General features: G+C 38.7%; 19 protein-coding genes. 3 read left to right on the top strand and 16 right to left on the bottom strand.

Annotation, left to right across the window (positions count from 1 at the left end):
* Positions 1-49 precede the first annotated feature (49 nt).
* From coaD to ACSVDJ_RS06405, 3 genes are all read right to left on the bottom strand, one after another.
* Positions 50-535, bottom strand: a complete 486-nt coding sequence (gene coaD / locus ACSVDJ_RS06415) for a pantetheine-phosphate adenylyltransferase (RefSeq protein ID WP_439169350.1) — start codon at positions 533-535, stop codon at positions 50-52.
* A 12-nt stretch (positions 536-547) separates the two neighbouring features.
* Complete coding sequence (gene rsmD / locus ACSVDJ_RS06410; RefSeq protein WP_439169743.1) at positions 548-1,105, bottom strand: 16S rRNA (guanine(966)-N(2))-methyltransferase RsmD; 558 nt, start codon at positions 1,103-1,105, stop codon at positions 548-550.
* Between the two features lie 290 nt (positions 1,106-1,395).
* Positions 1,396-2,802: a stalk domain-containing protein gene (locus ACSVDJ_RS06405; protein WP_439169351.1), complete on the bottom strand. Its 1,407-nt coding sequence runs from the start codon at positions 2,800-2,802 to the stop codon at positions 1,396-1,398.
* Between the two features lie 214 nt (positions 2,803-3,016).
* Between ACSVDJ_RS06405 and ACSVDJ_RS06400 the strand changes: the two genes are divergently transcribed.
* Entirely contained in the window at positions 3,017-3,406 is a 390-nt protein-coding gene (locus ACSVDJ_RS06400) for a DUF7147 family protein (RefSeq protein WP_439169352.1), read from the top strand.
* A 27-nt stretch (positions 3,407-3,433) separates the two neighbouring features.
* Here ACSVDJ_RS06400 and ACSVDJ_RS06395 read toward each other — a convergent pair whose 3' ends face one another.
* From ACSVDJ_RS06395 to ACSVDJ_RS06370, 6 genes are all read right to left on the bottom strand, one after another.
* Positions 3,434-3,709, bottom strand: coding sequence for a YlbG family protein (locus tag ACSVDJ_RS06395; protein ID WP_203362205.1), 276 nt, complete (start codon positions 3,707-3,709; stop codon positions 3,434-3,436).
* Positions 3,710-3,797: 88 nt separating this feature from the next.
* Positions 3,798-4,262, bottom strand: coding sequence for a YlbF/YmcA family competence regulator (locus tag ACSVDJ_RS06390; RefSeq protein WP_439169353.1), 465 nt, complete (start codon positions 4,260-4,262; stop codon positions 3,798-3,800).
* A gap of 38 nt (positions 4,263-4,300) precedes the next feature.
* Positions 4,301-4,699: a hypothetical protein gene (locus tag ACSVDJ_RS06385; RefSeq protein WP_439169354.1), complete on the bottom strand. Its 399-nt coding sequence runs from the start codon at positions 4,697-4,699 to the stop codon at positions 4,301-4,303.
* A 50-nt stretch (positions 4,700-4,749) separates the two neighbouring features.
* Positions 4,750-5,010, bottom strand: coding sequence for a YlbE-like family protein (locus tag ACSVDJ_RS06380; protein WP_518620270.1), 261 nt, complete (start codon positions 5,008-5,010; stop codon positions 4,750-4,752).
* Between the two features lie 11 nt (positions 5,011-5,021).
* Positions 5,022-5,384 (bottom strand): spore coat protein YlbD, encoded by a 363-nt coding sequence (gene ylbD / locus ACSVDJ_RS06375; RefSeq protein WP_439169357.1) that lies wholly within the window; start codon positions 5,382-5,384, stop codon positions 5,022-5,024.
* A 96-nt stretch (positions 5,385-5,480) separates the two neighbouring features.
* Positions 5,481-6,515 carry a CAP domain-containing protein gene (locus ACSVDJ_RS06370; protein WP_439169358.1) on the bottom strand — a complete coding sequence of 345 codons (1,035 nt, stop codon included), beginning with the start codon at positions 6,513-6,515 and terminating at the stop codon, positions 5,481-5,483.
* Positions 6,516-6,844: 329 nt separating this feature from the next.
* Here ACSVDJ_RS06370 and ACSVDJ_RS06365 point away from each other — a divergent pair, with 329 nt between their 5' ends.
* On the top strand, positions 6,845-7,204 hold the full coding sequence (locus tag ACSVDJ_RS06365) for a YugN family protein (protein ID WP_439169359.1): 360 nt from the start codon (positions 6,845-6,847) through the stop codon (positions 7,202-7,204).
* A gap of 83 nt (positions 7,205-7,287) precedes the next feature.
* Here ACSVDJ_RS06365 and ACSVDJ_RS06360 read toward each other — a convergent pair whose 3' ends face one another.
* The 6 genes from ACSVDJ_RS06360 to coxB all read right to left on the bottom strand — a co-directional run bounded on the left by ACSVDJ_RS06360 (position 7,288) and on the right by coxB (position 12,826).
* Entirely contained in the window at positions 7,288-7,749 is a 462-nt protein-coding gene (locus tag ACSVDJ_RS06360; RefSeq protein ID WP_439169360.1) for a DUF420 domain-containing protein, read from the bottom strand.
* Positions 7,750-7,811: 62 nt separating this feature from the next.
* Positions 7,812-8,723, bottom strand: a complete 912-nt coding sequence (gene ctaG, locus ACSVDJ_RS06355) for a cytochrome c oxidase assembly factor CtaG (protein ID WP_439169361.1) — start codon at positions 8,721-8,723, stop codon at positions 7,812-7,814.
* Positions 8,724-8,881: 158 nt separating this feature from the next.
* Positions 8,882-9,214 (bottom strand): cytochrome c oxidase subunit IVB, encoded by a 333-nt coding sequence (gene ctaF / locus ACSVDJ_RS06350; protein WP_439169362.1) that lies wholly within the window; start codon positions 9,212-9,214, stop codon positions 8,882-8,884.
* 3 nt (positions 9,215-9,217) lie between these two features.
* Entirely contained in the window at positions 9,218-9,847 is a 630-nt protein-coding gene (locus ACSVDJ_RS06345; protein WP_439169363.1) for a cytochrome (ubi)quinol oxidase subunit III, read from the bottom strand.
* Positions 9,847-11,718, bottom strand: a complete 1,872-nt coding sequence (gene ctaD, locus ACSVDJ_RS06340) for a cytochrome c oxidase subunit I (protein WP_439169365.1) — start codon at positions 11,716-11,718, stop codon at positions 9,847-9,849. The genes ACSVDJ_RS06345 and ctaD overlap by 1 nt, the downstream gene beginning before the upstream one ends.
* Positions 11,719-11,746: 28 nt before the next feature.
* Positions 11,747-12,826, bottom strand: a complete 1,080-nt coding sequence (gene coxB / locus ACSVDJ_RS06335; protein WP_439169366.1) for a cytochrome c oxidase subunit II — start codon at positions 12,824-12,826, stop codon at positions 11,747-11,749.
* A gap of 433 nt (positions 12,827-13,259) precedes the next feature.
* Here coxB and ACSVDJ_RS06330 point away from each other — a divergent pair, with 433 nt between their 5' ends.
* The gene (locus ACSVDJ_RS06330; RefSeq protein ID WP_439169367.1) at positions 13,260-14,168 is read left to right on the top strand and encodes a COX15/CtaA family protein; all 909 of its coding nucleotides are present in this window, start codon (positions 13,260-13,262) and stop codon (positions 14,166-14,168) included.
* A 40-nt stretch (positions 14,169-14,208) separates the two neighbouring features.
* On the opposite strand, the gene pyc is transcribed toward ACSVDJ_RS06330, so the two are convergent.
* Positions 14,209-17,646, bottom strand: coding sequence for a pyruvate carboxylase (gene pyc, locus ACSVDJ_RS06325; protein ID WP_439169369.1), 3,438 nt, complete (start codon positions 17,644-17,646; stop codon positions 14,209-14,211).
* Positions 17,647-17,710 lie beyond the last annotated feature (64 nt).

The following is a 17,710-nucleotide window of genomic DNA, read 5'->3' as shown; positions in this document are numbered from 1 at the left end:
AAAAACACCTAGTTTCTCGGCGATCGACTAGAGAAACTAGGTGTTTATGTTAAGTATGTTGATATTTCTTTTTTAACGCGATTTCCACTTCTTTTGGAACTAGGTCTGAGATATTAGCATTGTACTTAGCTACTTCCTTGACGATGCTTGAACTTAAGAAGGAATATTGACTATTGGTCATCATGAAAAAAGTTTCCACATGATTATCTAGCACTCTGTTCATGGAAGTAATTTGCATTTCGTATTCAAAATCTGATACAGCTCGCAAACCGCGCAAAATAGCATTGGCATTTACGCTTTTTGCGTACTCTACCAACAAATCGTTGAAGTGATCCACTTCTACATTCGGCAAATGCTTTGTAACTGTCTTAATGAGTTCTAACCTTTCGTCCACTGAAAAAAGTGGCGCTTTAGAAGAATTACTTAAAATGACCACGTAAATCTTATCAAAAATTTTCGCTCCCCTTTGAATAATATCTAAGTGTCCATTTGTAATTGGGTCAAAACTTCCCGGACATACTGCAATACTTGCCATTAACGCTCCCCCTTATTTATCTGACCATTCAAAAATTGACACACGAATGATACCATATGTCTCTATTTTTACTTGTTGCAATTGCCCGATCATCTCCGGCAAAAAAATATCAGAGCCGTGCTCACAAACGATAAACCCACCAGCATTTAACAACCTTTTCTCTTCAATCCATTTCAGAAGCTTCTCTAGTTGCTGTTTTTTGTATGGCGGATCTAAAAAGATTCCATCAAAAACAAGTTCTCGTTTCGTAATCGCTTTAAGCGCTCTCTCGGCATCATTTCGATACACTTCACAACAATCAGCATAGCCGCACTTCTCTACATTCCCCTTCACCGTTTGAACCGCTTTCATGTCACGATCGACAAAGATCATGCTCTGAAAACCTCTACTTAATGCTTCGATCCCCAATCCGCCACTACCAGCAAACAAATCAAGCCCGAGTCCACCAGAAAAATAAGGACCAATCATATTAAATATGGCTTCCTTTACTTTATCCGTTGTTGGTCTCGTATCTCGACCCGGCACGGCCTTTAATGGGATTCCTTTTTGCTCACCTGAAATAACTCTCATCATTCATTCACCATTCATAAAGATTTTCTCATCCATGTTAACACAATTCTATGACTGAATCTAGATGATTTCCATTTCTTCGTATTTGACTAATTTCTTTCATTACTAGTTTAAAAAACGGAAAGCGGGTCATACTATTAACAACAACATCACTCGGGATGTTGTCGATCACGGAGAAAGCATAATTCCCCATATGCCTTTTCTCCGGTTTCTCCTCTCCCTTTTCCTTCTGTCTAACTGTTGACAATAGAAGGAACCTGCTGAATGTTCTCAGCAGGTTTTTTGTTTTTTTACAAATCAAGCAAATCAATGAGAATTTGATCATTTTGTTCACTAACAGCAACTAAAAATATTTTTTGAAGCCAACTATCTTCAATGTATAGTTCACCGTTATAAGTAACTAGCGCATTCTCATATAGTCCATAATCCTCCTCATTCACAATAAAACGATGGTGATCAAGATCAAAACGATACGTATCTGCACCTTTGTTAACAAGTAACGACCGACCATTAGAAAGTACCTTCACATCAAATCCAAGTTGACGTAATGTCGGCTGAAACGGAAATAACAAGGCTCCTTTTTGATTAATCGCTTTAAATGTCATTACCTTTCCATTCACTATGACAGAACGAGTATCTTTAAAAACTAACGACTTAGTTACATCCTTCGCCTTATGGTTTTCCTGAAAGAAATGCGTTTCTAGCCCTTTCACCCTAGACAACATTCGATCTAATTGCTCTGCTGTCATCGCCTCGTCCTTCATCTGCAAAATCTCAGCTTTGTATGCTGCTTGTTCTTCAGGTGTTAATTGCTGTTGCAAAGACTGATACATTTTTTGTGATTTTTGAGAACCAAAGGCATGGTTCAGTTCAAGGGAGATCATTACTTCCGCCAACCACTCCTCCGATTCCTTAAAACGATACTTATTTTTCATATCGTTTAATTGGATCGTGTTAATGAGCTCTGCCAACTGCTTACTATTGTTTAAAATATGAAAATGATCAGATGAATAAGCCGGATGCTGATTCGTTACAATGATGGTTTTTCGCTTAGGAATGGCTAAGTTTTTTAATGAATCCATAGGAGCTTTTATTTCAGATGGCATATATAAAGCTACATTTACTCCTGCTTTCACTTTAACTAACGGACTTGATTGCCAATAAAGTGCATCCGCTCCTCCATTTCCTTGAAACTCATAATAGTTGATCAGATTCTTTTTTTGTCCGCCTGTATCTTTCAACCCTGAATACCAGTTACCTGTTCTCAATTTCTTATCTGTTAAGTAAATAGATGTTTTTTCAATTTCTGCTTCCTTCACTTTCACAAACCAATTCGTCAATAACATCGAAGACTTAGCAGGAGGCGAATGTAACGTATATGAAACGGTAAATGTGTGATCTTTCGGAGTGATTAAGGCACTTAGTCCGTTTAAAGAGCATTCCCCTTCCTTCGTCTCGCAGCGCATCTCTTTAGCATCAATAGGAAAAATAAGCGTTTGCGGCTTATCGATTTGTAAATGATGAAAGGTTTGTTGAATAGCAAACCCTTTCTCTGAATAAACGATTTGAATTTCTTGTTCAAGCTCATTGTCATCAAGCACTTTAGAACTTCCTTTATATCCATTCCATTGTAAAAATATTATTCCCCCGGAAATAATCATTAAAAGTAAACTAAATAACAAGGATTTTTTCACCATATCCATTTCACCCTAACTAGTCATATATTCACAACTATAAGATAGCAAATTCCTGATTAAAAAAGCTATTTTTTATTCATATTTATTGTCTTTTTCGTGAAAGGTCATCGAATCACCTACCAGAAAAAGGATTTAACGATCTTTTTGGTTGAGCTTTATGATAGAGAACGGTACAATGAATAAGGAATTTTCTTAAAAGAATGGAGGGTATCTTTTGATCCAGCGATTTATCGAGCTTGGTGAGGGGTATTCAGATTTATATGAACTCATCGAGATCGCTCAAAATAATAAACACCGTTTGCGCCATATGCTCGCCTTGCATTCGATTATAGAAGACAGACCTGTCACTTCACTTATCGTTGTGCTAGAGCCGACAAATCCAGGCAGCTTTCAACCACTGTATATCTGTCGAGAAGGAATTCCTCATCCGGTTTCTACCCCTAGTCAGCGCTTTGATTTATTTCAAGAAGTTGCTGAATCGTTAAATAAAGTAATCATTCAATTTGATGTGAAGCCTTCTACCGTGTTTGCAGAAAAAACATTGTATTATCAATATTTGATTGGAATCTTGAGATTAAATCACTATATTCCACCGTTAAATTAAAAAAAGCAGGAAAGATTCCTGCTTTTTTTAAACGCCGATTTTATAATCATATTCTTTCGCTTTATCTGGCTTAGAATTTTCATATTCAGTTTTCAAAAATGGTTTAAAAGACGGCTCTACTTTTTTTACGAATGAAAGAGAGTTCAATTTCTCCATAACCTTCTCTATCTCTTCTTGGTTACAATAAACGACTGCATACTTCATTCGCTTTGATACATAGTGTACATTTCCATATTTACGCAACGATTTAACGGGCTTCGTATGATGAAGCCAAACAATCACAGCCTGCCGTTCGATAAACATATAATCTCCCTCAGATAAGTACTTTTTCATTAAGTCTAGCACAGAAGGAAAAGTATTAGCAACTACGATTCACTGAATCCGAGCGCATCTATGCTGAACAGCCGCAGCCTCCACCGCTTCCACAGCCTCCACCACAGCTAGAGCCTGTGGAAAAGAACGGGTTACCGGTAGGCACTTTAATCGACTGTGACACAGACCGGCCTAAAAGCTCACTTATTTCATCTAATAATGTTTGCAACTCTTTCTCTGCCACGCGGAAAGCCGCCACATTCTCATCTAAATCCATGTCACGCTTTGCCTCTCGAATTTCTTTCATTACACGGCTATAGTCTGGATGATAACGACCGAAACGTTGGACTTCCTCATAAAGGTCTTTTAAGCGACTGAACCTTTGTATCTTTTCCCGTGTTTTTGGGATTGTATATAAAAGCGAATAGCATACTCGATACTTTTCAGCAATATCTGAAAGCAAGACCATTTGGCCGAGCTGCTCCGCTTGCTCCATTGTATGAATCTTTTCTAATGTAGTTGTAAGCAATATGCCCACCTCCATTCCATTATATTAACATATTCCTCTCAAAAGAAAAATATTTACGGAATGGTTACTTGAAAGGTTTTCTCGTATCCGAGAGGCTGATTGCTCTTATCTACAAGCTTCACATCGATTGTATGTTTACCTGGAGTTAAACCTTTGACGATAAAAGCAGCCGTATCATATTTTTTGTAAAATGCTCCATCTATATAAACCGCTGCATGCCCGATTACCTTACCTTGTCTTCCTTCAGTTGAAAACGAAACATTCTCCACAACACATTCAACCAATACCTGTTGTCCTTTTAACGTATGACTGACCGTCCAACTATGATTTTTTGTCCCTTCTGCTTCCACTTCTTTCACTTCAGGAACGGTTGATAACGCTTCTGGCTCAGGAAAATTGAGCTTACAACCAGTTAACATCATGAAAACCATCGCTACAATCCATACCCTCATGTTCTACACTCCTCATCTTTTTATTTTAGTGTGAACAAAAGGAGGTATTTTTATTGATCATTTTTTGGTGACTCTGTCGAATTTGTAGTTGGTGTGGATATTTGCGAATTCATCATCGAAAATAAAGCTGAAGCTAATAACAGCCCATCATTGACTCGTTCTACTTGATGAGGAAACGTTTTTTTATAATAATGAAGGCTCGCCCGTTCAAATTTCTCCAAATCGTACGGATTTCTACTTAACAGTCGATACCAAATAGGCTCTTTCCTTAAATAAGCTAACCACTCTTTATTGTTATTGATTTTTTCCATAACTCCCTGCCTCAATCTAAATCCCTCCTTTTCGAAGGCCAAAGTGGATCACTTTTACCTTTCCGCTGATCGACCAAGTCAGCAAGTATTAACTGAATCGTTTCCAATATCGATTGGCATTCAGCCACGTAACTATTCCACTTATTTGCATCCAATGACGCAATCGTCTCCACTATCTTTTCGCTCCAACTAGAAGCCACTTCTGTTTCTCTCTCCTGTCCTTCTTCATCAACCACTTCACCAACTTCATACCACTCTTCAAACAATTGTTGTAACGTTTTCTTTCTTTCCCTTACCATTCTTTTTAATTTTGGTTGCTCACTCATATACTTTTTAAATCGTTGTACTTCTGGATGTAATGTATTCTTCCCCATGTAGCATCCCTCGCCCAATAAATTTGCTACTATTACTTTATGGGCTAGAGGATAAAAAGTGAAAAAGAATTCATCATAAAAAGGCAGCCTAAATGGCTACCTTTTCGTGACGAAATTTTGCGTATAATATTTGCGATAAACGCCCGCTCCTAAAAGCGAGTACTCTTCTTCTAATAGCGCTTCTCGATGATCTTCCGAATTAAGCCAGCCTTCCACAGCAGCTGGTCCGTCTATATAATTAGCCGCAATATTTTCACCCGCTGTTTGAAATGCGATATTCGCTTTCGTTAACCGGTCACCTAAATCACCTGCAGAAGGAGATTCATGTGCAAAATATTGCTTTTCAAACATCTCCTGACTATGTGATCTAGCCACATCTGCTACATCTGGCGCCCACATCAATTGAGTGAGATCGAATCGAACACGAATCATATTTGTTAAGTCTAATATTTGTTGTTCGCTTCCTGCTTGAATCTTCGCCCATGCAGACGATGGTGGTTCAGGAACAACTGGCAAATCCCCACGATAGACCATTTCATATGGTCGATGTTTAAGCAAACTATCTTTTGTTAAAAAACGAACACTAGAAAGCGTTCCAGTAAATTTATCAATATATAATTGCGCGTAAATATCGCCTAACGGAATCAGTGGACGAATGTTAAAGTCCTCCTCCGACAATTCAAAACGGTACGTTCCTTCTTTCATATTAATAACAATTTCTGTATTCAATAAATTAGTGCGAAAAATTTCAGCCGATGGTTGTCCGATCTTGAAAGGAGCCACATCTGTTTCACCTGTAGCAAAAGCCGTTACGATCTTATTTCCTTCTACACCAAATTGAACATACTGATGATCTTTTTTATAAATCCACCACTCGTATCCGTAAGCAGACAAGTCTTTTCGGATAGGCTCACCATACGTCTTAATTAATACGTTAGCTTCTTTTCCTAAAAGCGCTCCGACTCCTGTTTCAGGTTTCTTAGCCCCCTGAGCAGGCTCTGATTGACTTTTCGACTCTTCTTCTATACTATAATCTGGCTTTGGAGGAGAGATATTGGTTGAATTTTCAAGGAATTTCTTTTCTTCCATCGCTTGATTCGTGTATAAACCAACAATTAAGATGATAGACATCACGATTAATATTCTAATTGCTGACCTCAGGATATACCCCTCCCTTCCTTTCATCTATACAAACAGAATCCCCATTTTATACTGATATTATAACACTTTATCTAAATAGAAGCATACGAGAAGATAATAACCACATCAGAAGGTGATCTGTTTCCACGCCCATAAGTCTCTCCTTCAACAAGCTTTAAATAATCGCGGGAAAATGAGCCTTTTCATCCCCTTCAATACATTGCAAGAAACTTATTTTTAGACTATTATTAAAATGAAGTAAGTGCGTAAGTAAGCTATGTATAAGGGTATATGCGAAGAAACTCAGGAGGGGATCTGTTATGAAATTTGAAAATACTGGTTTGGAAAATTTACAACTAGATTTTAACCGCTTAGAGTATGTTTTAAGCTCACATGGATTGGTTCATGCTGGGCAATGGGATTATGAAAGAGTCACGTTTGATCGCAAATTTGAATTAAAAGAAGGTACATACTATTTACGTGTCTTAGGCTTCGCTACTGAAGGTGATATCGACGGTGGAGAAGCTGTTGTTCAACTAATGACTCCTTTATTAGGAAAGCATTATTATCCTCATGGAATAGAGTATGGCGACAATGAACACTTCCCGAAATCTCTAGTGGAAACTTGCGAAAAACTACTAGTAGATATTAAAAACGAAATTACTCCCTTCGTTATTTAACTCCATTTTTAAAAAGTGCTAGGAAAAACCCCTAGCGCTTTTTCTTTTTAAACAAATAGAAAAAGCAGGAGTATTCCCCCTGCTTAAAATCCTAATATTGCCTTAATAACCGACGTTGTCTCTCCACCTTTATAAAAAACATATAAAAGGCAATAAACGGCAACACCTGTAATCGCTGTAAAAAACCAAATGACACTAGTGATCGGTCCTAGTTTTTTATGCTTAATTAAATTATTTTTTAAACCCGTAAGAAGGGTTACAATGCCAAAAACAGCACCTGTTGTCGCTAGAATGATGTGAAAAATTAAGAAGGCTGTATAATATATTTTAATCTCATCCGGCCCTCCAAATGCCGTATTCCCCACAAAAACTGTCCGACTCACATAAATAATGAAAAAGATCAGCGCAAAAACAGCTGCCGTTAACATCGTTTTCTTATGCTGTTCAATTTTTCTCTGTTTGATTTGCGCCCAACCAATCGCAACGAAAATCGCGCTTAACACGATAAATGATGTACTAATTGTAGGCAGGATAGGTAAAGACATAGTGTATCCTCTCTTCCATATGTATAGGGACAACTCATGTTTAAGTTACCCCTTTTACAAAATTACTTAATTAAATTAGATTGATGACGAGCCAACGCTTCTTGTGTAATTGTCTCTTCATCACGTTGCTCTTTTCGATACCATTCAAAAAAGACGATAGCCAGAATATAGCCATAAACAATCTCTTGAATGATTTTCATAATAATACCGCCGAGTTGTTGATCTTCAACGACGGGCATATTTGAAAACAGTTCAGGCCCACTTAAATTCAACCCTTGCAACGTCGTTACCGGTACACATAACTCCATTGCTTTGAGCCAAGAACTCGCATCACTATATGTCACATATAGCGGTGTAGAGGCGAAAATAATTAAAGCACAGGCTGGAGTCAGTAAAATACCATTAGCAAAAATATAACCTACTTTTCTAATACCAGCTAGTTGTTTTCTCTTTGGTATTTCATTCACTAATGGCCACCACATGAAGATAGCAAAAATAAACAAAACAAATGTGTATAAGCCATGAAGTGATTCACTCATTTTAATATAATCAAAAATCAAAGGGATATGGTAGAACGAAAACATCCCATTAAAGAAAATTAACGCAACGAGGGGTTTTGTAAATAAATGAAATACCTGTTTGATCACAGGCAAATTGATAACCACTTTCCAAACCCACCAAGGTATCGCTTTAATAAGTAGTGGTGGTACAACTAAATAAAGAACGGCCATTTGAACCATATGATAAGAAAACATAATATGACCTAGTAAGTCAATAGGAGAACCTTTGACAGCATATAACACAAGGATTGCTGTTACAAATAAGGCTGCTTGACGTATCGTTAATGGCTCACTTTCTTTAAAATCCTTTCTCCATTTCACCGTTATTAAGAAAAACAAAACAGAAATGAAGGCGAGAACTACCATAAACAAAGGGCTCCATAAAGCTGGAAATCCAAAAATCCCTATTGGCATTATTTATTCACCTCGATCGTTTTTGAGATCTCTATTAATAATTATACCTTTCCCTCCGCTACCTATCAATGTTAGCAATTGACAAGTTGATGACATTGTACAAGTAAACAATTACCGAACAACTTAAAAAGCCAGCCCCCTAAAGGCTAGCTTTCTCATTAAATCCATACAACCGTTACAAACGCTAACACTGTTACAAACGCGATCGTTATAGCCGACCATAAGAAAAAGGAAGGTGCCTCATGACCTTTATGGCTCATATGCATGAAGTAATACAATTGAAATGCTACTTGAACGCATGCAAGCAAAAGGATAAATGGAACGATAAACCATTTAGAAAAGTCCGCTGCAACAGCTACAAATGCAACAACTGTGAAGAAAATCATTAAAGTAAAACTTACGACTTGCATTCTCATTTCTTCAGCATTTTTTTTACGTCGGTATTCGTAATCGACTCTTGAGTTGTTTGAATTTGACTGATTATTCACCATCAATTATCCCACCACTCCCATTAAGTATACTACAGTGAAGATAAACACCCAAACAACGTCAATGAAATGCCAGTAAAGGCTTGCTAAATAAAACTTAGGTGCGTTGTATAGGTTTAATCCACGCTTTGCATTACGAACCATTAAAACAATAATCCATGATAACCCGAAGATTACGTGAGCTCCATGGAAACCGACTAATGTGTAAAAGGCTGAACTGAATGCACTGCTTGTGAACGTGTGATTATACTCGTGATAATAATGATTAAATTCGTAAATCTCACAAGCTAAAAAAGTTAAACCAAGAAGAACCGTGAATAATAACCAAGCTTGCATACGCTTGAAGTTATAATTTTTCATATGATACATCGCAAACACGCTCGTTAATGAACTCGTTAATAACAGCATTGTCATAACGAATACTAAAGGTAACGCAAATAGATCTTTCGCTAACACGTGATCTGGACTTGGAACTTTATCTTTTAACGCCAGGTACGTTGCGAAGAGGGAAGCGAATAAAACCGTCTCTCCTCCTAGAAAGAACCAAAATCCAAGGAATTTATTTTTCCCTTCAAGGGTCGCTTGCTCAGGTGATTCTGGCCAAGTTTGGGGTGTGAATTTTTCTTCAACCTGCATTATGCTTTAACCCCCTTATCTTTCTCATCTATTAAGTCTTCTTTATGGATATGGTATCCATGATCGTCTTTCACTGAACGATAGAACATAGACAGGAATGTAACTGCCAATCCACCAATTAACACTGGAAGCGCCCATGGTTCATTATCTACATAGTACATTGCTCCGAAAGAGGCGATAAATAAACCGAGAGAAATCATAAATGGTACGAATGATCCGTTAGGCATATGGATGTCACCCAGTGGTTCAGCTGGTGTAATTCCTTTATTGCCTTCCATCTTTTCAATCCAATAAGTATCTAACCCTCGAACAAGTGGTGTTTGTTTAAAATTGTAGAACGGTGGCGGTGAAGCAATTGCCCATTCAAGTGTACGACCATCTTCCCAAGGGTCGTTTCCAACTTTTTCGTTTTTCACAGATGTCACTACAACGTTGAATAGTAACACGATAACACCTGCTGCCATGAATGCTGCTCCTATTGAACTAACAAAGTTTCCTGTATCAAGTCCTTGACCTGGTAGGAACGTCCAAACGCGACGTGGCATCCCCATTAAACCTAAGAAATGTTGAATAAAGAACGTTAAATGGAAACCAACAAAGAATAGCACAAATGTTACTTTGCCTAGTTTTTCATTTAACATTGTTCCAAACATTTTCGGCCAATAGAAGTGAGTTGCTGCTAATAAGGCTAACACAACTCCACCAACAATGACGTAGTGGAAGTGAGCTACGATAAAGTATGAATCATGATATTGATAATCTGCTGGTGCTGCTGCCTGCATAACCCCTGTTACACCACCAGCAACGAAAGATGGAATAAAGGCTACAGCGTATAACATCGGCGTAGTGAAGCGAATACTACCGCCCCAAATTGTTAATAACCAGTTAAAGATCTTAATTCCCGTAGGCACCGCAATCGCCATTGTAGCTACCGCAAAGATTGCATTCGCTACAGGACCCATACCAGTTGTAAACATATGGTGAGCCCATACCATGAAGCCTAAGAAACCGATTAATACGGTTGCAAATACCATAGAAGAATATCCGAACAAGCGCTTTCTTGAGAACGTTGAGAAAATTTCAGAGAAAATACCAAAAGCTGGCAAGATTAGAATGTACACTTCAGGGTGACCAAAAATCCAGAAGAAATGCTCCCAAATAATTGTGTTACCACCAGCTGCTACATTAAAGAAGTTAGAACCGAATAACCGATCAAACATTAACATGAACATACCGACTGTTAACGGTGGGAATGCGAATAAAATCAGTGCAGACGCCACAAATGTTGTCCATGTAAATAAAGGCATTCTCATGTAAGTCATACCAGGAGCACGCATGTTAATGATCGTAACGAGGAAGTTAATCCCCCCTATTAACGTACCAAAACCTGATACTTGTAAGCCTAGCACATAGAAGTCTATTCCATGTCCTTCCGATGCAAGTGATAAAGAAGCATAAGATGTCCAACCTGCATCAGGAGCTCCACCAAGGAACCATGATAAGTTTAAAAATAATCCCCCGAAAAAGAATAACCAGAAACCTAGTGCGTTTAAGAAAGGAAACGCAACGTCACGAGCTCCAATTTGAAGCGGCATAATCGCATTCATAAAGGCGAATAGCAATGGCATAGCTGCTAAGAAGATCATGGTTGTTCCGTGCATAGTCAAAAGTTCATTAAATAAACCAGCACTCACAAAATCATTATTTGGTTTAGCAAGCTGAATCCGAATTAACATGGCTTCAACGCCACCCATAAGGAAGAAGATACCGCCTGCAATTAAGTAAAGAATCGCAATTTTCTTATGGTCAACCGTAGTTAAATAATCCCAAATCGTAGCTACGAAACCTCGTTTTTGCGCAATGGTACTCAACGATTTTACCCCCTTTTTCGATCGTTTATTAATCTTGTACTTTCAAGCTCATTAAGTATGCTGCTAATTGATCTAGTTCATCTTCAGATAACTCTTCATATGTGCCTGTCATTTTGTTACCAGGCTTGTATTTCTCAGGATCACGCATCCAGTTTTTCAACTCTTCCTCGTTATGCTCTAAAATACCAGCAACACGAGAACGCTCTCCAAATGTTGCTAAGTTCGGGGCAAGTCTCGCTTGTTCCGGACGTGCATCTTGTGGAGTAACCGCATGACAGCTTAAACAGTTTTGTTTGAAAAGCTCTTGACCTTTTGCCGCAGTAGCATCAGTCGGTGTCTCTTCTTTCGCTGTTTTCATATCATCCATCCACTGCTTAAATTCGTCCTGTGGAACCGCTTTTACTTTGAAGTCCATTAAAGCATGTGAAGGTCCACAAAGCTCTGCACATTTACCATAGAAAAGGTTTTGTGCATCTTTAGACTTTTCATTGTCAAATTCAAGCCAAAATTGGTTAACGTTATCTACGTTCGTATCCATCTTTCCACCGGCTGCTGGAATCCAGAATGAATGTTTAACGTCAGATGCTTTTAAGTTAAAGTAAACCTTTTGATCCGTTGGCACAACTAAGTCTTGTCCAGTAATTACCTTTTGATCTGGATATTCAAACTCCCACCAATACAAGCTTGCACGTACGTTTACAACAAGTGCATCGCGCTCGCCCTTTGCATTCTTCTTATCCATTTCCTTGACATCTGCAAGGTCAAAAGTCGCTTTAACTGTTGGCACTGCAAGAACTAAAAGAAGGATGATCGGAATAACCGTCCAAATAACTTCTAATAAATGACTGCCTTCTACCTGTTTAGGAATTTTGTTTTCGTCGCCTTTTTTACGACGGAAGCGGAAAATAGCGATAATAAAAATAACAAAAACGACTACAATTACAGCAACCATGATGATCGTACTCAAAAGCATTAAATCATATTGTTGTTGAGCAACTTCTCCCCCCGGTACTAATGCGGAAAGGAACGGTTCACCACAGCCAGACAGAACGAGCGCCAATGCGGTAAATACCGAGAAAAGACGCCATTTAGTTAGCCTATCTCTCATAGCTTAATTAACCCCCTCTTTCTTCTGAATTTCTAAAATGAACATGAGCTTATATATGGATTTCTTTAACAAGAAAGAACTCCCTCTTTTATACGACAGTTAAAATAACCCACGTGATAATTTTCTTACTTTTCTAAAATGCCTATCAATTCAATATTAAAACATATCTATCCATTTTTTTGTGAATACATCTTGAACTAATTATGTCGAATTTGTGTCCGGTAATCAAGTACTATTTCTATCATTTTTGGTTTGTTGGATAATAAATAACAAGAATGGAATAGAAATTACAAGGGAAATCAGTTAATTTAACCCATCAAGCATAACATTTTCATAAAAATTTACAAGTTGTCTTTTACCACTATCTTCTGTATTATCGAGAAGATGTATTCTTTTTATTCAAAAAGTTAATTTTACATAAGTAGGTGATCATATGCAACGCTCGCTAAAATGGTTAGCCGTATTAACAACGTTCGGTATGCTTCTTGTCCTACTTGGAGGCGCTTTAGTCACCAAAATGGACGCTGGGCTTGGTTGCGGACGGGAATGGCCGCTTTGCCATGGGCAAATTATCCCTGATGATATAACCGTTGAAACGATTATTGAATTAGCACACCGACTTGTTTCAGGTGTCGTTGGATTACTAGTGTTAGCGCTTTCTGTCGCGTCTTGGCGAATGATCGGGCATAAAAGAGAAACAAAATTCCTTGCGTTTTTATCTTTCTTCTTTTTAGTTGCTCAAGGGTTGATCGGCGCTGCGGCTGTTCTATGGGGGCAATCTGATTTTGTGCTTGCACTACATTTTGGCATCTCACTCATTTCTTTTGCGGCTGTTCTACTATTAACACTGCTAATTTTTGAAGTAGATCAAAAGTTTGACGCTTTCTCTATCATTATTGACAAACGAATGAAATGGCATACAATCGGAGTCACTTTATATAGTTATCTAGTCGTCTATACGGGAGCTCTTGTCCGCCATACAGAGGCTAGTCTTACTTGCCCCGACTGGCCGTTCTGTGTAAACAGCGCACCAGGACTTTCACTCAATATGTATCAATGGATTCAAATGGGCCATCGACTAGCTGCAGGGCTAATCTTTATTTGGATTGCTTACATCACTTTTATCGCTATAAAAAACTATAAACATCAACGTGTAATCTACTGGGGCTGGATTATTGCCTTTCTATTAGTTCTTCTTCAAGTCATTGCAGGAGCTTTCATCATTTATACTCGATTAAATCTGTATATCGCCTTGGCTCATGCATTGTTTATTTCCTGTTTATTCGGATTATTGTGTTATTTTATTCTTTTAATATCAAGAAGCAAATTAAATGAAAAATAATAGAAAATGCAGTAGGCTGTTGCCTACTGCATTTTCTATTTTATCTTTCTAATTCAATGAGTAAATCACCTGTTGAAATCGCTTCACCGTTTTGTACGTAAATATTTTTCACAACGCCTGTAAACGGCGCTTGAACGGTTGTTTCCATTTTCATCGCTTCAGTGATCATTAAATGATCTCCATGATTGACCTTTTCGCCTTTTTCTGCAATCACTTTAATGACCGTTCCAGGCATCGTCGCTGCAATATGGCTTTCGTTTTTAGGGTCCGCTTTTATTCTCGATGCAACAGCCGATTTCACACTTTCATCCTTAATCACGACTTCACGAGGCTGACCATTCAACTCAAAGTAAACGACACGCGTTCCATCTGCTTGTGGTTGTCCAATCGAAACAAGCTTCACAATTAGTGTTTTTCCTGTTTCAATCTCTACTTCAATTTCCTCTCCAAGTCGCATACCATACAGAAATGTTGGTGTATCAAGTTTGGATACATCTCCAAATTGATCGATCGTTTTCGTGTAATCCACAAAGACTTTCGGATATAATGCGTAAGCAACGACATCATAGCTGGTCACCTGACGTCCCAACTCCTGCGTAAGTTGCTGACGAAGGGCATCAAAATCGACAGCTTTCAACAATTCCCCCGGGCGAACCGTGATTGGCGCTTTTCCTTTTAATATCACTTGTTGAAGCTGCTTAGGAAATCCTCCATAAGGCTGTCCTAAGTAACCTTCAAACAATTCAATAACAGAGTCTGGGAAATCTATTTTCTCTCCCTTTGTCAAAACATCTTCTTCAGACAAATCATTTTGGACCATGAACAGAGCCATATCTCCAACCACTTTAGAAGATGGAGTCACTTTGACAATATCTCCAAACATTAAGTTGACTCGACTGTACATATCTTTTACTTCTTCCCAACGCTCACCAAGACCTACTGCTTTTGCTTGTTGCTGTAGATTGCTGTATTGTCCACCAGGCATTTCGTGCTTGTAGATCTCCGTATGAGGCGCTAACATACCACTTTCGAAATCTTGATAATATTTACGAACACCTTCCCAGTATTGAGATAACTGCTCAAGCGCGTCGATATTAACAGTCGGTTCTCTATCTGTTCCTTTAAGCGCATACTTAAGCGTACTTGCACTTGGTTGAGACGTTAATCCGGCCATCGTACTTAACGCCACATCGACGATATCTACACCTGCTTCGATCGCTTTAGCGTACATATATATTCCATTTCCACTCGTATCATGCGTGTGAAGATGAATCGGAATGTCAACTGCTTCTTTCAATTCAGAAATTAAGCGATAAGCTGATTGTGGTTTTAACAATCCTGCCATATCTTTAATGCCAAGAATATGAGCTCCTTGATTCTCTAATTCTTTTGCCATCGCTTTGTAGTAATCAATATCGTATTTTGTACGAGTTGGATCATCAATATCACCCGTATAGCAAATGGATGCCTCTGCAATTTTTCCTGTTTGTCGAACCGCATCAATCGCTACTCCCATCCCTCTGACCCAGTTTAAACTATCGAATATTCTGAATACATCAATTCCAGAATCAGCTGATTGAGTCACGAATTCACGAATCACATTATCCGGATAGTTCGTATAACCGACGGCATTAGACGCCCGAAGCAGCATTTGGAATAATACGTTAGGGATTTGCTGTCTTAATGTGCTCAGACGTTTCCAAGGGTCCTCTTTCAAGAAGCGGTATGACACATCAAATGTCGCCCCTCCCCACATCTCCATAGAAAATAAATCAGGAAGTAACTTAGCTGTCGGCTCAGCAATATGCGTTAAATCATTAGTTCTTACACGAGTTGCTAATAGAGATTGGTGAGCATCGCGGAACGTTGTATCCGTTAACAGCACTTCAGGGCGAGATTTGACCCACTCTACTAAGCCATCTGCACCTTTTTCATCCAGAATTTGCTTCGTTCCTGGAGTGATCGGCTCAGAATATTTCACTTTAGGAATAAACGGTTTTTCAAATACAGGCTTTTTCTTCTTTTCAATCCCCGGAAAACCATTAATCGTAACATTGCCAATGTAGCTAAGCATTTTGGTTCCACGGTCTAACCTTTTCGAGAAACTGAACAGTTCAGGTGTCGTATCGATGAAAGACGTATCATAATTCCCAGTCACAAAGTTCTCATGGCGCATTACATTTTCTAAAAATGGAATGTTCGTTTTAATTCCTCGAATTCGGAATTCTTGCAAGTTACGAATCATTTTCGAAGCCGCTTGCTCAAAAGAGAGTGCCCAAGTAGAAACTTTGACTAAAAGTGAATCATAATAAGGAGTAATGATGGCTCCTTGGAACCCATTCCCGGCATCTAGACGTACACCGAAACCTCCGCCAGAGCGATAGGCCATAATTTTTCCCGTATCAGGCATAAATCCATTTAACGGATCTTCTGTCGTCACACGAGATTGAATAGCATATCCATGAGTGACAATCTCTTCTTGAGCAGGAATCCCCACTTTATCACTATGGAGAGCATGTCCTTCCGCAATCAAAATTTGTGATTGGACAATATCAATACCAGTAATCATTTCCGTAATCGTATGCTCTACTTGCACGCGGGGATTCACTTCAATAAAGTAAAATTCCTCTCCTGCTACAAGGAATTCAACCGTTCCAGCATTTAAGTAATCTACATTTTCCATCAGTTTGACAGCCGCATCACAAATGCGATTTCGCAAATCAGTAGATATGGACACACAAGGTGCGACTTCCACTACTTTTTGATGACGTCTTTGTACAGAGCAATCCCTCTCGTACAAGTGAACGATATTTCCGTCGTTGTCACCTAAAATTTGCACTTCAATATGCTTAGGGTTTTCAACAAACTTCTCCACATATACTTCACTGTTCCCAAAAGCAGCCTTCGCTTCTGATCGAGCTCGATCAAACGCCTCTTTCACTTCATCGATGCTTTTCACAATACGCATGCCGCGTCCGCCACCGCCTAGAGCTGCTTTAATCATCAGCGGAAAACCGAATTTCTTACCAAACTCCACTACTTCCTCCAGGCTTTCGACTGGCCCATCAGTTCCTGGAATCACTGGAATGTCGGCAAGTTGAGCTTGCATTCTTGCTTTTACTTTATCACCAAACATATCTAAATGCTTGGATTTAGGACCGATGAAAATGATCCCCTCGTCTTCGCAACGTTTTGCAAATTCGATATTTTCTGACAAAAAACCGTAGCCCGGATGAATCGCATCTACTTCTGCCTGTTTAGCAATTTCAATAATGCCCTCAATGTCTAAGTATGCATCGATCGGCTTTTTTCCTTCACCAACTAAATACGCCTCATCCGCTTTGTAACGATGATAAGAACCTGAATCTTCTTTTGAATAAATAGCTACGGTACGAATATGTAGCTCTGTACAGGCACGAAACACGCGGATCGCAATTTCTCCTCTGTTCGCAACCAGTACTTTACTGATTTGTCTCATAATCATCTCTCCCCTATTAAGCAAATAAATATATATAAAAAGGTTCAATAAATTGAACCTTTTT

The organism is Bacillus sp. Hm123, assembly GCF_051842975.2.
Classification (GTDB): domain Bacteria; phylum Bacillota; class Bacilli; order Bacillales; family Domibacillaceae; genus Bacillus_CE.
The sequence above is the reverse complement of the archived record's forward strand: the minus strand, read 5'-3'. Positions and strand labels throughout refer to the sequence as shown.

Bases quoted from the DNA above. Each gene is read 5' to 3' on its own strand.
- coaD (WP_439169350.1), bottom strand. From the start codon at position 535: ATGGCAAGTATTGCAGTATGTCCGGGAAGTTTTGACCCAATTACAAAT.
- rsmD (WP_439169743.1), bottom strand. From the start codon at position 1,105: ATGAGAGTTATTTCAGGTGAGCAAAAAGGAATCCCATTAAAGGCCGTG.
- ACSVDJ_RS06405 (WP_439169351.1), bottom strand. From the start codon at position 2,802: ATGGTGAAAAAATCCTTGTTATTTAGTTTACTTTTAATGATTATTTCC.
- ACSVDJ_RS06395 (WP_203362205.1), bottom strand. From the start codon at position 3,709: ATGTTTATCGAACGGCAGGCTGTGATTGTTTGGCTTCATCATACGAAG.
- ACSVDJ_RS06390 (WP_439169353.1), bottom strand. From the start codon at position 4,262: ATGGAGGTGGGCATATTGCTTACAACTACATTAGAAAAGATTCATACA.
- ACSVDJ_RS06385 (WP_439169354.1), bottom strand. From the start codon at position 4,699: ATGAGGGTATGGATTGTAGCGATGGTTTTCATGATGTTAACTGGTTGT.
- ACSVDJ_RS06380 (WP_518620270.1), bottom strand. From the start codon at position 5,010: ATGGAAAAAATCAATAACAATAAAGAGTGGTTAGCTTATTTAAGGAAA.
- ylbD (WP_439169357.1), bottom strand. From the start codon at position 5,384: ATGGGGAAGAATACATTACATCCAGAAGTACAACGATTTAAAAAGTAT.
- ACSVDJ_RS06370 (WP_439169358.1), bottom strand. From the start codon at position 6,515: ATGTCTATCATCTTAATTGTTGGTTTATACACGAATCAAGCGATGGAA.
- ACSVDJ_RS06365 (WP_439169359.1), top strand. From the start codon at position 6,845: ATGAAATTTGAAAATACTGGTTTGGAAAATTTACAACTAGATTTTAAC.
- ACSVDJ_RS06360 (WP_439169360.1), bottom strand. From the start codon at position 7,749: ATGTCTTTACCTATCCTGCCTACAATTAGTACATCATTTATCGTGTTA.
- ctaG (WP_439169361.1), bottom strand. From the start codon at position 8,723: ATGCCAATAGGGATTTTTGGATTTCCAGCTTTATGGAGCCCTTTGTTT.
- ctaF (WP_439169362.1), bottom strand. From the start codon at position 9,214: ATGGTGAATAATCAGTCAAATTCAAACAACTCAAGAGTCGATTACGAA.
- ACSVDJ_RS06345 (WP_439169363.1), bottom strand. From the start codon at position 9,847: ATGCAGGTTGAAGAAAAATTCACACCCCAAACTTGGCCAGAATCACCT.
- coxB (WP_439169366.1), bottom strand. From the start codon at position 12,826: ATGAGAGATAGGCTAACTAAATGGCGTCTTTTCTCGGTATTTACCGCA.
- ACSVDJ_RS06330 (WP_439169367.1), top strand. From the start codon at position 13,260: ATGCAACGCTCGCTAAAATGGTTAGCCGTATTAACAACGTTCGGTATG.
- pyc (WP_439169369.1), bottom strand. From the start codon at position 17,646: ATGAGACAAATCAGTAAAGTACTGGTTGCGAACAGAGGAGAAATTGCG.